This is a genomic window from Pseudomonas rhodesiae (assembly GCF_007858255.1).
Taxonomy (GTDB): Bacteria; Pseudomonadota; Gammaproteobacteria; order Pseudomonadales; family Pseudomonadaceae; genus Aquipseudomonas; species Aquipseudomonas rhodesiae.
This window is the reverse complement of the sequence record NZ_VFEU01000018.1, coordinates 1-13,559: the sequence shown is the minus strand read 5'-3', so window position 1 is coordinate 13,559 and position 13,559 is coordinate 1. Positions and strand designations below refer to the sequence as shown.

General features: G+C 60.2%; 16 protein-coding genes. 8 read left to right on the top strand and 8 right to left on the bottom strand.

What is annotated here, in order from left to right; translation table 11 throughout:
• Window positions 1-102: 102 nt before the first annotated feature.
• Window positions 103-690 carry a lipoprotein gene (locus tag FIV35_RS21315; RefSeq protein WP_034095290.1) on the bottom strand — a complete coding sequence of 196 codons (588 nt, stop codon included), beginning with the start codon at window positions 688-690 and terminating at the stop codon, window positions 103-105.
• A gap of 16 nt (window positions 691-706) precedes the next feature.
• Window positions 707-1,318 (bottom strand): hypothetical protein, encoded by a 612-nt coding sequence (locus FIV35_RS21310; protein WP_034095291.1) that lies wholly within the window; start codon window positions 1,316-1,318, stop codon window positions 707-709.
• 172 nt (window positions 1,319-1,490) lie between these two features.
• Between FIV35_RS21310 and FIV35_RS21305 the strand changes: the two genes are divergently transcribed.
• The 7 genes from FIV35_RS21305 to FIV35_RS21275 all read left to right on the top strand — a co-directional run bounded on the left by FIV35_RS21305 (window position 1,491) and on the right by FIV35_RS21275 (window position 7,127).
• A complete protein-coding gene (locus FIV35_RS21305; protein WP_034112920.1) occupies window positions 1,491-2,072 on the top strand; it encodes a hypothetical protein in 582 nt (193 codons plus the stop codon).
• Window positions 2,044-2,790 (top strand): CsgG/HfaB family protein, encoded by a 747-nt coding sequence (locus tag FIV35_RS21300; protein WP_371263973.1) that lies wholly within the window; start codon window positions 2,044-2,046, stop codon window positions 2,788-2,790. Before FIV35_RS21305 ends, FIV35_RS21300 begins: the two co-directional genes overlap by 29 nt.
• A 29-nt stretch (window positions 2,791-2,819) precedes the next feature.
• Window positions 2,820-3,182 carry a DUF4810 domain-containing protein gene (locus FIV35_RS21295; RefSeq protein WP_034095294.1) on the top strand — a complete coding sequence of 121 codons (363 nt, stop codon included), beginning with the start codon at window positions 2,820-2,822 and terminating at the stop codon, window positions 3,180-3,182.
• A complete protein-coding gene (locus FIV35_RS21290; RefSeq protein ID WP_034136418.1) occupies window positions 3,179-3,829 on the top strand; it encodes a DUF799 domain-containing protein in 651 nt (216 codons plus the stop codon). The genes FIV35_RS21295 and FIV35_RS21290 overlap by 4 nt, the downstream gene beginning before the upstream one ends.
• Window positions 3,830-4,231: 402 nt before the next feature.
• Window positions 4,232-5,872, top strand: coding sequence for a vWA domain-containing protein (locus tag FIV35_RS21285; protein WP_034136419.1), 1,641 nt, complete (start codon window positions 4,232-4,234; stop codon window positions 5,870-5,872).
• Between the two features lie 101 nt (window positions 5,873-5,973).
• Window positions 5,974-6,546, top strand: coding sequence for an RNA polymerase sigma factor (locus FIV35_RS21280; protein ID WP_034095297.1), 573 nt, complete (start codon window positions 5,974-5,976; stop codon window positions 6,544-6,546).
• Window positions 6,543-7,127: a hypothetical protein gene (locus tag FIV35_RS21275; protein ID WP_034136420.1), complete on the top strand. Its 585-nt coding sequence runs from the start codon at window positions 6,543-6,545 to the stop codon at window positions 7,125-7,127. The genes FIV35_RS21280 and FIV35_RS21275 overlap by 4 nt, the downstream gene beginning before the upstream one ends.
• 60 nt (window positions 7,128-7,187) lie before the next feature.
• Here the strand turns inward: FIV35_RS21275 and FIV35_RS21270 are convergent, their stop codons facing one another.
• A complete protein-coding gene (locus FIV35_RS21270; protein ID WP_034136421.1) occupies window positions 7,188-7,823 on the bottom strand; it encodes a LysE family translocator in 636 nt (211 codons plus the stop codon).
• Window positions 7,824-8,199: 376 nt separating this feature from the next.
• Here FIV35_RS21270 and FIV35_RS21265 point away from each other — a divergent pair, with 376 nt between their 5' ends.
• On the top strand, window positions 8,200-9,264 hold the full coding sequence (locus FIV35_RS21265) for a 2,3-butanediol dehydrogenase (protein WP_231980938.1): 1,065 nt from the start codon (window positions 8,200-8,202) through the stop codon (window positions 9,262-9,264).
• A gap of 107 nt (window positions 9,265-9,371) precedes the next feature.
• Here FIV35_RS21265 and FIV35_RS21260 read toward each other — a convergent pair whose 3' ends face one another.
• From FIV35_RS21260 to FIV35_RS21240, 5 genes are all read right to left on the bottom strand, one after another.
• Window positions 9,372-9,767: a hypothetical protein gene (locus FIV35_RS21260; RefSeq protein ID WP_034136423.1), complete on the bottom strand. Its 396-nt coding sequence runs from the start codon at window positions 9,765-9,767 to the stop codon at window positions 9,372-9,374.
• Between the two features lie 167 nt (window positions 9,768-9,934).
• Complete coding sequence (gene yddG / locus FIV35_RS21255) at window positions 9,935-10,840, bottom strand: aromatic amino acid exporter YddG (RefSeq protein ID WP_034136424.1); 906 nt, start codon at window positions 10,838-10,840, stop codon at window positions 9,935-9,937.
• Window positions 10,841-10,943: 103 nt separating this feature from the next.
• Window positions 10,944-11,720, bottom strand: coding sequence for a helix-turn-helix domain-containing protein (locus tag FIV35_RS21250; RefSeq protein WP_034136425.1), 777 nt, complete (start codon window positions 11,718-11,720; stop codon window positions 10,944-10,946).
• A gap of 407 nt (window positions 11,721-12,127) precedes the next feature.
• Window positions 12,128-12,346, bottom strand: a complete 219-nt coding sequence (locus FIV35_RS21245; protein ID WP_074909989.1) for a hypothetical protein — start codon at window positions 12,344-12,346, stop codon at window positions 12,128-12,130.
• Window positions 12,347-13,462: 1,116 nt separating this feature from the next.
• Window positions 13,463-13,559, bottom strand: a 97-nt coding sequence (locus FIV35_RS21240; protein WP_146374934.1) for a transposase domain-containing protein, incomplete at its 5' end; no start/stop codon positions are given.

Below are 13,559 nucleotides of genomic sequence, written 5' to 3'. Positions count from 1 at the left end.
CATCGGGGTCAGATCACTGTGCTTCAAGCCTCTTCTCATGCCCGATGACTTTGCGGCTTGCAGTGGTGAGCAGGTCAAACCCGCTCCCACCTTTGGTCCGCGTTACAGCAACTTACGCTGCACCGCCTCATCCAGCGTGCTGCGCGTCAGCGCTTCAACCACTTCCCGCGTGTCCGCCTGGAACGGGATGCCGACGATCAGCACCAGGTGCATCCAGGTGCGCACCGATTCGCTTTTTTTGACGCGGCCCAGTTCCTTGCCTTCCTTGTCCTTGAACACCGTTTCCAGGGTGAAGATGTTCTTCGCCGTGCTTGGGATGATAAAGAACGTGAAGCCGGTGATGAACGCCGACACCGTGCTGTACTCTTCGTTGTTATGCAGCGTGGCATCCACGTAGATATCTGAGTCGACCTTGTCGGTGCTCACTCGGGAAAACCGGTTGGACGCACGATACGTATCGGCCACGGCTTTTTCCCACAGCACCACGGGAGCGCCGACTGCGGCGTTGCCCGGGCCGCCGTTGACGTGGTTCTGCGCCGTGGTGTGCACGTACGCCGTGGGCTTTTGCGCCGGCGCGTTGGCGGTCGGTGGCCAGGTTTGTACGGCGGGCAATTCGTGTTGCGAGTAAGACACGCAGCCGGTCAGCAGGACAGCGGCCAGTACCAGGCTGTGTTTGATCAATCCTTTCACGCGGTGCTCCTTGAAATTACGGTTTGGCCAGGTTGGCGGTGGCGGTGTCGAGCAGTTGCCCGACCAGTTTGGTCAGCTGTTGGCCGCCCATCGAAGGCGCCCAATATTGGCCGCTGTACAAGCCGACGTTGTGTTCGAACTTGATCGAGTCTGTGGCCTTGGCCAGTTCCTTGCCGTTGCGGTCGACGATCACCAGGTCGCCGGCCACGTCGAAGCTGTCCACGTAGATCGGGCCGTTGACCCAGATCCAGATGGTCAGGGTCAGCAGCGCGCCAGGCACGTAGGCCGGGTGCGGTGCGCGATGGCCCTTGAGGGACGTCATGTTGAATTTGAGCGTGACGTCCTGCTCGCCCAGGCGCACGGGGTATTCGGTGACTTGCTTGAAGTAACCGGCGGTGCGCACGTACTGAGTGATCTGGGCCGTCAGGGAGCTGCTGATCGCCGCTTTGTTGGCCTCGTTGACGTCGGCGGCGCTCACCGTCACATCGGCGATTTGCGCGCTGCGCGGGCTGCTGACAGATACCGGGTGGAGCGGGGTGGCGATAGGGCCTGTGACGGTGTAGGACACGCAGCCGGTCATCGACAGCGCGGCAAGCAGGGCCGTAGCCCGAAGGAGGGTTTTAAGCACGCAATTTCCCTATAAGTAAATAAGCCGAGTCAGTGTCTCGACGCCTTTAAGCAAAACTTGAGGCGTGTGCATTAACGCACATCGCCCGACGAAACACCTTGAGAACCCCTCTCAACTCCGTAAAATGCCGCCACTGTTTAAAGCACGATACTTTTCAGGGACGAATTCAGACATGCGCGCATTTGCCGTGTTCCTCGCCGTCTGCCTCCTGGCGGGCTGCGCCTCCAAGCCGGATTACTACATCTCGCCGGCGCCGGTGACCATTCCCAAAACCGCCACGTATTGGCTCGACACCTTCGATGTGGAGGTGGTGGGCAAGAACGAACGCTTCCTGCCCGATGACAAAGTGCGCCAGCAACTGGGCGTCGACCTGGTCGATCGGTTGCTCAGTGCCAAACGTTATGCTCCCAGCAAGGACAAAGCCGATTACCTGTTGGATGTCAGCATCGTCTACACACGCCATATACCGGACTCCAAAGGCGGCCTGTCGACATTGATCGTCGATGACAACACCATTTTGGCCAGCGTGGATTTCAGCTATCAGGTCAAGGTCAAGAAGGCGGGTAGCGAAGTCCTGCACTTCGCCAAGACCCGCGAGAACCTCGTACCCGCCGGTGTGATGGGGGAGGCGCAAAAATGGAAGACCATGGGCGGCATCCTCACCAACTCCGGCAACTCAAGCGTCGAGCGGTTTTATACCGGCGTCCTGAGTCGCGACATCGTTGATGATCTGCTCGACATCCCGTCTCGCTGACGTTGCCATTACCGATTTATCACCCCAGGAGCATTCCGTGAAAACACTCTGCAAAACCCTGCTGTCCGGCCTCACCGCCGCAGCGCTGCTGACCGTGGCCGGCTGCGCCACCGAAAGCAATCGCGCGATGCCGGTAGAGCAAGTCGCCAGCGCCAACGTCGCCTATTCCGGCGTGCGTGTGCCGATTGCCGTGGGCAAGTTCGACAACCGCTCCAGCTACATGCGCGGCATCTTCTCCGATGGCGTCGACCGTCTCGGCGGCCAGGCCAAGACCATCCTGATCACCCACTTGCAGCAGACCAACCGCTTCAGCGTGCTGGACCGCGACAACATGGGCGAAATTTCCCAGGAGGCCAAAATCAAAGGCACCGTGCAGAAGCTTAAGGGCGCGGACTATGTAGTGACCGGCGATGTAACCGAGTTCGGCCGCAAAGAAACCGGCGACCGCCAGCTGTTCGGCATCCTCGGCCGTGGCAAGACCCAAGTGGCCTACGCCAAAGTCGCGTTGAATATCGTCAACATCAACACCTCCGAAGTGGTGTATTCCACCCAGGGCGCCGGTGAGTACGCACTGTCCAACCGTGAAGTGGTCGGCTTCGGCGGCACCGCCAGCTACGACTCCACCCTCAATGGCAAGGTCCTGGACCTGGCCATGCGCGAAGCGATCAATCGCCTGGTCGACGGCATCAACGCCGGCGCCTGGAACCCGCGCAACTGATCAGCAGCACCTCAAGGAGCAGTACACGGATGAGCAAGGCAGTTAAGTCAGCGCTGATGCTGGCAGCAATCGCAACGGTCGCAGGGTGCCAGACGGCGCCCCAGCCCCTGTATCAATGGGAAAGCTACCAGCCGCAAGTTTACGAATACTTCAAGGGCGAGCCCAAGGAAGCGCAGGTCGAAGCGCTGGAGCGTGATCTGCAGAAGATCAACGCCAGTGGTCGCAAGGCGCCACCGGGTTACCACGCCCACCTGGGCATGCTGTACCTGAGCATGGGCAAGGATGACCAGATGGTGCAGGAGTTTCGCACCGAGAAGGCGCTGTTCCCCGAATCCGCCGCCTACATGGACTTTCTGCTGAAAAACGCCAAGACCGGAGTCGCGACTAAATGAGCCTGTTAAAACTCACCGGCGCCCTGCTGGCCCTGGCCTTGCTCGGCGGTTGCGCGGCCCCCAAGACCATCGATTACACGGCGTATAAACAGGCGCGGCCCAAGTCGATCCTGGTGCTGCCGCCGCTCAATGAATCGCCGGAAGTACAGGCGTCCTACAGCCTGGTGTCGCAGGTGACGTACCCGCTGGCCGAAGCCGGCTACTACGTGCTGCCGATTGCCCTGGTGGACGAAACCTTCCGCCAGAACGGCCTGACCACTGCCAACGATATCCAGGCCGTACCGCCGACCAAGCTGCATGACATCTTCGGCGCGGACGCGGCGTTGTACATCACCGTCACCGAGTACGGCACCAAGTACATGCTGATCTCCAGCGATACAGCGGTGACCGCCTCGGCCAAACTGGTAGACCTGCGCACCGGCACCACCCTGTGGACCGGCACCGCACGCGCTTCCAGCGAAGAAGGCAACAACAACAGCGGTGGTCTGATCGGCATGCTGATCACCGCGGCGGTCAAGCAGGTAATCAACAGCTCCACCGACGCCGCGCACCCGATTGCCGGCATCACCAGCGCACGCTTGCTGTCGCCGGGGCAACGGGCGGGGATTCTGTACGGCCCGCGTAATCCCAAGTACGGCACGGACTGACAATCCGGCTCTGAAACACCATCGCGCTACTGTAGAACCGGGCCCGCTGTAGTGAGCGGGCTTGCTGTGGTGAGCGGGCTTGCCCCGCGCTGGGGCGCGAAGCGGCCCCAAACCTGGCGACGAGGTTTGTCTGCTTGAGCGCGATAGCCTTATGTGGGACCGCGTCGCCCCCCAACGCGGACGGCGCGACGATTCGACAAGCCTGCTCACCAAAGCCTTAAGGAGACACCCATGCCCCGATCGCGATGTATCAGTCACTAGAGGCAGTGGCTGACACGCTGCCATCGGGAGCAAGCTCCTTCCCACACCGATTGAGATGTTTTCTAAATCGGTATTAACCCGAATCCCCCGCACCTTGCGTCTGACCTTGTGAACGCATCATTCATTCACGAGGTTCAGCCCATGTCTCACTCTCTGCTCTGGCTACGTCCTGCTGCCCAAGGCTTCGCCGTTACCCTGACGCTGGCGCTGGCCGGGTGTGGGGCGTCGTCCTCCCACGATGTGGCGCCACCGGCCGACACGGGCCCGATCTCCCGGCTTGAGGCCGACACTGTGCAAGGTGCCCTGAGCAAACCCATGCCGATCCCCGCGCCGATGTCTACAGGCCTGGCGATGCAGGAATCGAGGACGATGGACTACCGCAGCGAGCCCCGTGAGCAATACGCCAATCTGCCGGATAACCCGGTGCACCGCGTGGCTGAAACGCCGGTGTCCACTTTCAGTGTCGATGTCGACACCGGCAGCTACGCCAACGTACGACGCTTCCTCAATCAAGGCAGCCTGCCGCCCGAAGGCGCCGTACGACTGGAGGAAATGGTCAATTACTTCCCCTACCACTACGCACTGCCCACCGATGGCTCACCCTTCGGCGTGACCACCGAAGTCGCCCCTACACCCTGGAACCCCCACACCCAATTACTGCGTATCGGCATCAAGGCATCCGACCGCGCCGTGGCGCAGCTGGCGCCGGCCAACCTGGTATTTCTGGTGGATGTGTCCGGCTCCATGGACCGTCGCGAAGGTTTGCCGCTGGTGCAAAGCACCCTGAAGTTATTGGTGGATCAATTGCGCGAGCAGGACCGCGTGTCGCTGGTGGTCTACGCCGGCGACTCCCGTGTGGTGCTCAAGCCCACGTCCGGGCGCGACAAGGCCGCGATCCGCAACGCCATCGACCAGCTCACCGCCGGTGGTGCCACGGCGGGGGCGTCGGGTATCGAACTGGCTTACCAGATGGCCCGCGAAGGCTTTATCGACAACGGCATCAACCGCATCCTGCTGGCCACTGACGGCGACTTCAACGTCGGCGTCAGTGACTTCGACAGCCTCAAGCAGATGGCGGCGCAGCAGCGTAAGAGCGGCGTGTCCCTCACCACCCTGGGCTTTGGCGTGGACAACTACAACGAGCACCTGATGGAGCAACTGGCCGACGCCGGCGACGGTAACTACGCCTATATCGACACCTTGCGCGAAGCACGCAAAGTGCTGGTGGACCAGCTCAGCTCGACCCTGGCCGTGGTGGCGCGGGATGTGAAATTGCAGGTGGAATTCAACCCGGCGCGGGTCAGTGAATATCGCCTGCTCGGCTACGAAAACCGCGCCCTCAAGCGTGAGGATTTCAATAACGACAAGGTGGACGCCGGTGAGATCGGCGCCGGCCATACCGTTACCGCGCTGTACGAAATTGTGCCCAAGGGGCAGAAGGGTTGGCTGGAGCCGCTGCGCTATGCTGGCGCGCCTGTGGCCGAGGGGCAGTCCGAGGAGCTGGCCATGCTGCGCGTGCGCTACAAGCCTGCCGCAGGTGGCGATAGCCGCTTGATCGAACGGCCAATCACTGGCCAAACCACCGAGGCCAGCGACGATTTGCGCTTTGCGGCGGCAGTGGCTGCGTTCGCCCAGCAACTCAAGGGCGATGGCCGCTACACTGGCAGCATGACGTTGAAAGACACCGCCGCACTGGCCCGCTCGGCGCGGGGCGACGACCCGTTCGGCCTGCGCAACGAGTTCGTGCAACTGGTGGAGTTGGCCCAAAGCCTCAAGCCCTGATCTCGAACACAACATAGCTGTTACTGATAGACCGCGATCGGGAGCAAGCGCACTCCCACATTTGACCCGCGTTAACTTTACAAAAGGAGTTCGCCCCCTACATGGCTGTTCCAGATGACCCCTCCAGCGACGAAGCATTGCTGGCCCGTTACCGGACCGGTGATGCCGCTGCGTTCGAAGTCTTGTACGCGCGGCATCGCCAAGGTCTGTATCGTTTCCTCGTGTCCCTGAGCAACAAGGCCGAACTGGCCGAGGAAATTTATCAGGAGACCTGGCTCAGCCTGATCCGCAGCGCCAGTCAGCCACAAGGCCGGGCGAGCTTTCGCACATGGCTGTTTCAGATTGCCCGCAATCGCTTGATCGACCACTGGCGCAAGCACGGCATCCACAACCCATTGCACGACAGCTACGACGAGCACCTGCACGCCCAGCCCGACCACAGCGCAGGCCCTGAGCAGCAATTGAGCCTGAGCCGCGACCAGGCGCGCCTCGACGCGGCCCTGCAAGACTTGCCCGAAGACCAGCGTGAAGTGTTCCTGCTGCGTTTGCATGGCGACCTTGAGGTACCGCAAATCGCCGCGCTCACCCAGACCCCGCTGGAAACCGTAAAAAGCCGCTTGCGCTACGCCCAGCAGAAATTGCGTCGTCTGCTGGCCGAGGAGGTACCTGTATGACTGACTCCCGACATACCCCTGACGACGATTTGATCCAGCATTTTCGTCAACACAGCACCGGCGAGCCGCCCGCGTCTCTCGATGCCTTCATCCTCAACGCCGCCCGCCGCGAAGCCCCGGTGCCGCAACCGAGCTTTTGGCAACGCTGGCTGCACGCCTGCCAACGCCCACGCTGGCAAATGGCGTTCGCCACCGTCGCCGGCGTCGCGCTCATGGTCGGCGTGGTCATGCGCTCGCCGGTGCCGCAGCCCGAAGTGTCCACCGCGACCTTCTCCGCGCTCCACGACCAAGCTCCACCGCCGGCACCCGCCCCTGCGCCGATGGCGCGTATGGCTGTCGCACCCAAGGCCGAGAGTGCCCAGGCCGAAATCACCGGCTCGCTGGCCCAGGCGCCAGCGGCAAAACCCTTGAGCAAGCGCGCGCCGCCGGGGTTGCCGAGCCTGGAGGAGGGGTTGCAGGAAATTGTGAACCTGCGCGCAGCAGGCCAAACCCGAGCGGCGGATGAAAAACTGCTGGCGCTGCACCAGCGCTTTCCCCAGGAAGATCTGCCGGCGCGATTGGAGGCGCTGCAGCCGCGCTGAAACCAGGCTCACGAAAAAAGCCCCAGGTCTCTCAACCTGGGGCTTTTTTACGCTGTGCCCTCAGCGCCGCCCTTCCAGCGCCATGCGCACGGCCAGCCCTGCCAGCACCGTCCCCATCAACCAGCGCTGTACCAACTGCCATAGCGGTTTGGCCGCCAGAAACGAGGCGATGGAGCCCGCCGACAGGGCGATCAACGCGTTAACGCTCACACTGATCATGATCTGGGTAAACCCCAGCACGAGGGACTGCGCCAGCACACTGCCGTGGCCATCGGGCACGATGAATTGGGGCAGCAACGACAGGTATATCACTGCAACTTTCGGGTTCAGTAGGTTGGTGACAAAGCCCATCATAAACAACCTGCGCGGTCCGTCCTGAGGCAGATCGCGCAACTGAAACGCCGACCGCCCACCGGGCTTCACCGCTTGCCAGGCCAGGTACAGCAAATACAACGCGCCGCCGAGCTTGAGCGCGTCATACGCAAAGGGCACCGCCATCAGCAGAGCGGTAATACCCAGCGCCGCGCAGAGCATATAAACCACAAAACCCAACGCCACGCCGCCCAGGGAAATCAAGCCCGCGACCCGCCCTTGGCAGATCGAGCGGGAGATCAGATAGATCATGTTCGGGCCGGGCGTCAGCACCATCCCGAGGCAAATCAGACCAAACGCCAGCAGGCTCGACAGTTCGGGCATGGGGTAACTCCTGTAGGTAATGCCAGCCGTGGGCGCGCGGTCGCGGGTGGCGGGATGCGCACGATAGTAGGGCGGCCGAAGGCGGCGCGTTAGATACAGATGGCCCGACAAAACGTCATACAGGCACGCAGCGCTGAGACGGAGCGTCTCAATCGCTCAGCGCTTTCTCAGAGGTCTGATTCAGGGCGTCTCATTCGACGGTGATTGCGGCCAGCGTGGGTTGTGCCACGGATCGCTCTAAAAAACGCCTGTGCGAGGATTTTCGCGCAGCTGGCACCGGCCTTGCTCTGGCCCTCGCAACCCCCCGCGGGGTTTGTCACTCACTGCCGTTTCAAGGAGCCTTGCCATGACCCTAACGATCAATCCGCAACGCAGCATGCGTGCCGCTGTTTGGCACGGCCGTCACGATATTCGCGTCGAAGATGTTCCCCTGCCCGATGCGCCGCCCGCCGGCTGGGTGCAGATCCGCGTGCAATGGTGCGGCATTTGCGGCTCCGATCTGCATGAGTACATGGCCGGGCCGGTGTTTATCCCGGTCGATGCGCCGCACCCACTGACCGGCATCAAGGGCCAGTGCATCCTCGGTCACGAGTTCTGTGGCGAAATCGTCGAACTCGGCGCCGGCGTGCAAGGCTTCAGCGTCGGCGAACCGGTGGCGGCCGATGCCTGCCAACATTGCGGCACCTGCTACTACTGCACCCACGGCCTGTACAACATCTGTGAAAACCTGGCGTTCACCGGGCTGATGAACAACGGCGCCTTCGCCGAACTCGTCAACGTACCCGCCAACCTGCTGTACAAGCTGCCCGCCAACTTTCCCGCCGAAGCCGGTGCACTGATCGAGCCCCTCGCGGTGGGCATGCACGCCGTGAAAAAAGCCGGCAGCCTGCTGGGGCAAAACGTTGTAGTGGTCGGCGCCGGCACCATCGGCCTGTGCACCATCATGTGCGCCAAGGCGGCAGGCGCGGCCCAAGTGATCGCCCTGGAAATGTCCGGAGCCCGTAAGGCCAAAGCCAAGGAAGTGGGCGCGACCCACGTACTCGATCCCAACCAATGCGACGCCCTGGCCGAAGTACGCCGCCTCACCGGCGGGCTCGGCGCGGATGTCAGCTTCGAATGCATCGGCAACAAACACACCGCCAAACTCGCCATCGACCTGATCCGCAAAGCCGGCAAATGCGTGCTGGTGGGCATCTTCGAAGAACCCAGCGAATTCAATTTCTTCGAACTGGTGGCCACCGAGAAACAGGTACTGGGCGCGCTGGCCTATAACGGCGAATTCGCCGACGTGATCGCGTTCATTGCCGATGGACGGCTGGATATCACGCCGCTGGTGACGGGGCGCATACAGCTGGAACAGATCGTGGGGGCGGGTTTCGAGGAACTGGTTAAAAACAAGGAACACAATGTGAAGATCATTGTGTCGCCTGCTCGGGTCTGAAGCGTGGGCTGTGCCCCCACTCCTGACTCCCCAAGCCAGACTGAGGAGGGGGTGGGGGCAAGATTGTCGGTATGAAGCTAATAGTCTTCGCAGACGGCGGCCTTCAATCACGCATCCACAGGCCAAGTACCGCGACGCACCATCTCCCGGACACGATCAGCGCCGTTGGCCCGAACCAGCAACTCCATGCGTGCTTTCTCGATGTCCTCCGCGCTCCATTGATCGGTCGCCATCGTGGCTTTTTCATGGGACCAACCGTTGTCGTAGTGACGCACTACATACTGCTGCTGGTATTCCCACATCGACGTCCCGGGAATCGGCGTGACGATAAACGGGTTGGCGTAAGCCATGCCGGCGCCCATGAGGTTGACCGCGTAGTCGATGGTGCGGTCGATCAGCTCCAGGCTCTCTACAAAAGGCTTTTGCCCAGGTCCGCCGGGGGGATTGACGAACCCCAGCATGAACCCGCCGGTAACCTGAATGCCGTGCTGGTGCCTCGCCATGGGCGCGACGGCGGATGCCGGTTCGGCTGTTCAGCAACGATGGCTTTCCCAGATGACTGAGTAAGGGCCGCGTGGGCGCGACTGAAAAGCTCGGCCCGTCGCTCTTGATCCTCATGGTTCCCTGCGAAGCTATCAAGTTCATTTCCCTGTCTCCTTACCCGTCGAGATCACCCTGAGGTCGTGCGTGAGCGTGAAGTGGCGATGACCGCCCCCGTAATGATCAACACCGCGGGAATCATCAGGATCGGCTTGGCATCGCTTTGCCCCACGGCAATCAGCAGCAGCGTGGAAAACAGCGGCGCCAGATAAGACAGGGCGCCCAGCATCGATAGGTTTGCGTGCTTGGTCGCGTGGTCCCAGGCAAAAAAAGCCAGGCCCACTGGGCCCAGCCCCAGGGCAATGATTGCGGCCCACTGGCCCGGCCCAGGCCGCACCGTGGTTTCCAAAGCCAGGTGGCAGAGCCCGCCGGCCACTGCCACCAGCCCGCAGATCCCCCCGATGATGCTGCTCGGAACATGGCTGAACCGCCGGTTGAACACCGAATACATCGCCCAGACCCAGGCACACGCAAAGGCTGCGGCGTAACCGACCACCGGCATCGACGCGCTGTCACTCCGGGCCCGCAGCTGCATGATGAAGGCCGTCCCCGCCAGGCCGAGCAAGGCGCCCAGCAGCTGGCGCTTGCGCAGCGACTCGCCGGTGGCAAAGCTCGACAGCAGCACGATCAGCAGTGGCCACAGGTAGGCAATCAGGCTGGCTTCAGCCGCAGGCGCGGCCTTCAACGCAAAGAAATACAACGCGTGATAGACAAAGATCCCGGCAAAACCCGTGGCCCACACAGGCCAGGGCTGACGCCAACTGCTGAACCCTGCTGCGCCACGCATCCCCAGCACGCATAGGCTGGCCACAAACGCGACCGCGAAGCTCAAAGCCAGTAACTGAAAGGCCGGGATGCCGGCGGTCAAGGTGGTCAAAAGCGCCAGGCACGCCCACAAAAATACGGCAATCACCCCGATCAGCGTCGCACTGGCTGCGCCCTTGGCAAGGGTGATGGATGGGTTGGAAGTGCTCATGCAAGCCCCGTCTGCGGATAATCCTCAAGCGGGAACAATAGAAAGGTCGGGAGAGCGAGTATTGATCAGGCCCGCCAAAGAATTGTTCGGGACTGCTGTTTTTTCAGAGAGCGCGCCCTTGTTTACGCACCACGGCCGGCGTCAGATGGCGGGCTTTCTTCAGGGCATGGGTTAACGCACTTTGGTCGGCGTACCCGGCGCGATGCGCAATATCAATGATCGACATAGACGTTTGGCGCAGCAGGTCAATGGCCAGATTCAGGCGCAAGTTCGCGATATGCGAGAACGGCGTGGTGTTCAGGTGCTGCGCGAATAGCACATACAAGCGCCGCTCACTGGTGCCCGCATGACGCGCAATATCATGCACCGTCAGGGCGCTGCCCAAGTGCTTCTCGATGTAGGCCAACGCACGAGCGAGAATGAACTGACCGGGATCGCTCCGCGCAACCTCGGGCTGCAATAACGAACACAACAACAACCGACTCCAGGACTCCGCCATCGCGAGCGACCCGACCAACTGTGGCCCGTTGCAACTGGCATAATCGAGCAAATGCCGTATATCGGGCCTGACCGCAAAAAAGCGCTTGTCGTTGAGTGGGTCAAATGACGCAACCTTACCCTTCTGCGCCTCGCCACGCTCGGTCGAGACGTCCAGCACCAGGAAACGGTTATGGGTATTGGCCAGGAACGTATGCCGAGCCCCAGCAGAAATCACCACCCCCTGACTCGCATCGACCTTGCCACCTCGCCCGTCGACCTCAATCTCCATCGACCCGGATTGAGGGAGCACGATTTGATGGAAGTCGTGCTGGTGAAGCTCGACCTGACCAGAGTAGGAGCGTAATGAGAGGGAGAGCGATTGAGAGGTGGTGGTGCTCATCCGTGAGTCTCCGGGGGTTAGGGGGGTATCGTATGTCAGTGTTCTGGTTGGATGCCAGACTGTATGTGGGGGGAGGGATTTTGCTGGGCTTGGGGTTGTGTTTATGAGGACGTTAAGGCGTGTGATTCAAAGGTGTGACAGGGGGGACTTGCGGGGGGAAGGGCAGTGGTAAACCGTTAGGAACAAGAAAGCCCGCACTAGGCGGGCTTCTTGGGGTGTTTCGTAGACTGTCGGAGACAGGTCTAATAGCTATATGGTGCCCCGGCGTCGTTTGAACTGGGCTATGAAGTCCCAGTATTTGCTGGGGCTAGCAGACAGGTTTTCGGTTAGGCATACATGTGGGCATACACGGCCAGCTCGCCTGGCCCATTAATGCCCTATGCAATGCTGCCATCTATTTTGGGTTATTAGCTGGTGTGGCACTGGTTGGAACAGTAGTAGCAGCCGTTAATCCGGCTATCCGACCATTTTTGTTTAGCTGCGGCTACGGCGCCATGACAAGTGGGATAGGTGCCAACTTCGACCTGGTTTTCAAGGGAAGGCATGAACCGGCATCCGTTGGTCGCATCATGGACTTCATGATCACCATTCGCCTGGGCGTTCTTGTTGATGATAAATCTTGGCATTGACTGTCTCCTTGGCTGCGTCATTTTTATTTTTAACCGACCAACAGCGGTACAGCGTTCACCTGGTCATGAGGGCCAGTTTGGAACGGTAGTATGAGAGCACCTACACAGCCCCTCTAAAACCGGTGTAACGCGTGTTACTCGTGTAACGCCTATCGCTAAACGCCTGTTTTCATTGGATTTTAGGCCCGTTACACAGTTTAGAGGTCTAGCGTACATCCGATGTAACGCTGCCCCTGCGTGTAACGCAGAAAGTCAGCGCACGTCTGCTGCGAGGCAAGCGTTCTGCACCTGGCGGCTTGGAGAGTAGCTGGGGAATTGGGAAATGCCATTAAGGCGCACCCTCTATTCAACCCACGGTCTCGCAGTCGTTACAGAGTGGCATGCAGCTATTCGAATTTTCGGCGACGGAAGCTAGCCCTGGTGCCAAAAACTGGCGGGGCCCCTGGGAGTATTGAGGTGGTACGGGGCATGAAACCCGCGGGATCGAGTTAGAGGGAGGAATTGGAAGTTATTGAAATTTCAATCATTGAAATTGAAAGGATTTTGAAGAAAAAAGGCCATCGTTACAGCTTCGGTAAAGGTGGCTGTATCTGTCGTTGATAGTGAACACCTGCATGGCGTCAACCATGGTAATGGGTGTCAAATTTCGTAGGAAAGACTATAGCTAACTCGATCGCTCGGATTTCCTACCCCGTCGCTTCATGCATGCATTACGCGGCCCAGATCAGTTCTTTTAAGCTGCAGGAGAACCATCTTTCGCTGAAGGTGCCCAGTAGCAAGGGCGCTGGGAGGTCCGCCCTGAAAAGCTAGGTAACAGGCCCAATAGGAGAGGGATCACCATAACATATTGAATTTATTGGCTTAAATAAGAGTAACGCCAACTTTAAGCGTGTTCGGATGCCGTGTAACTAAGCTCGCCGGTGTAGCGTTGAATTGTCCAGATCAAAGCTGGAGTGTTTGTCCACGATAGTCAATTGACATGTCAAATAGACGAAAGTATTGGCTGAGTACCCATATATTTTTTTGTGAGAAAACGAGCGGGGTGAGATGATCCAAATGATTTATAGCTGACCTGCGCTGAAAGTATGCGTCCGGGCAACACGTCTTGCGTGATTAAACCGGCTGCCACTTATGCGGAAGCAGCTGCTCGATTTCACTCGCCCGCTGCGTCGGTAGACGCGTGAGAACATCCTTTAGATAGGCGTACGGA

Coding starts and splice junctions, on each gene's coding strand:
- FIV35_RS21305 (WP_034112920.1), top strand. CDS start 1,491: ATGCGCGCATTTGCCGTGTTCCTCGCCGTCTGCCTCCTGGCGGGCTGC.
- FIV35_RS21300 (WP_371263973.1), top strand. CDS start 2,044: ATGATCTGCTCGACATCCCGTCTCGCTGACGTTGCCATTACCGATTTA.
- FIV35_RS21295 (WP_034095294.1), top strand. CDS start 2,820: ATGAGCAAGGCAGTTAAGTCAGCGCTGATGCTGGCAGCAATCGCAACG.
- FIV35_RS21290 (WP_034136418.1), top strand. CDS start 3,179: ATGAGCCTGTTAAAACTCACCGGCGCCCTGCTGGCCCTGGCCTTGCTC.
- FIV35_RS21285 (WP_034136419.1), top strand. CDS start 4,232: ATGTCTCACTCTCTGCTCTGGCTACGTCCTGCTGCCCAAGGCTTCGCC.
- FIV35_RS21280 (WP_034095297.1), top strand. CDS start 5,974: ATGGCTGTTCCAGATGACCCCTCCAGCGACGAAGCATTGCTGGCCCGT.
- FIV35_RS21275 (WP_034136420.1), top strand. CDS start 6,543: ATGACTGACTCCCGACATACCCCTGACGACGATTTGATCCAGCATTTT.
- FIV35_RS21270 (WP_034136421.1), bottom strand. CDS start 7,823: ATGCCCGAACTGTCGAGCCTGCTGGCGTTTGGTCTGATTTGCCTCGGG.
- FIV35_RS21265 (WP_231980938.1), top strand. CDS start 8,200: ATGCGTGCCGCTGTTTGGCACGGCCGTCACGATATTCGCGTCGAAGAT.
- FIV35_RS21260 (WP_034136423.1), bottom strand. CDS start 9,767: ATGGCGAGGCACCAGCACGGCATTCAGGTTACCGGCGGGTTCATGCTG.
- yddG (WP_034136424.1), bottom strand. CDS start 10,840: ATGAGCACTTCCAACCCATCCATCACCCTTGCCAAGGGCGCAGCCAGT.
- FIV35_RS21250 (WP_034136425.1), bottom strand. CDS start 11,720: ATGAGCACCACCACCTCTCAATCGCTCTCCCTCTCATTACGCTCCTAC.
- FIV35_RS21245 (WP_074909989.1), bottom strand. CDS start 12,346: ATGCCAAGATTTATCATCAACAAGAACGCCCAGGCGAATGGTGATCAT.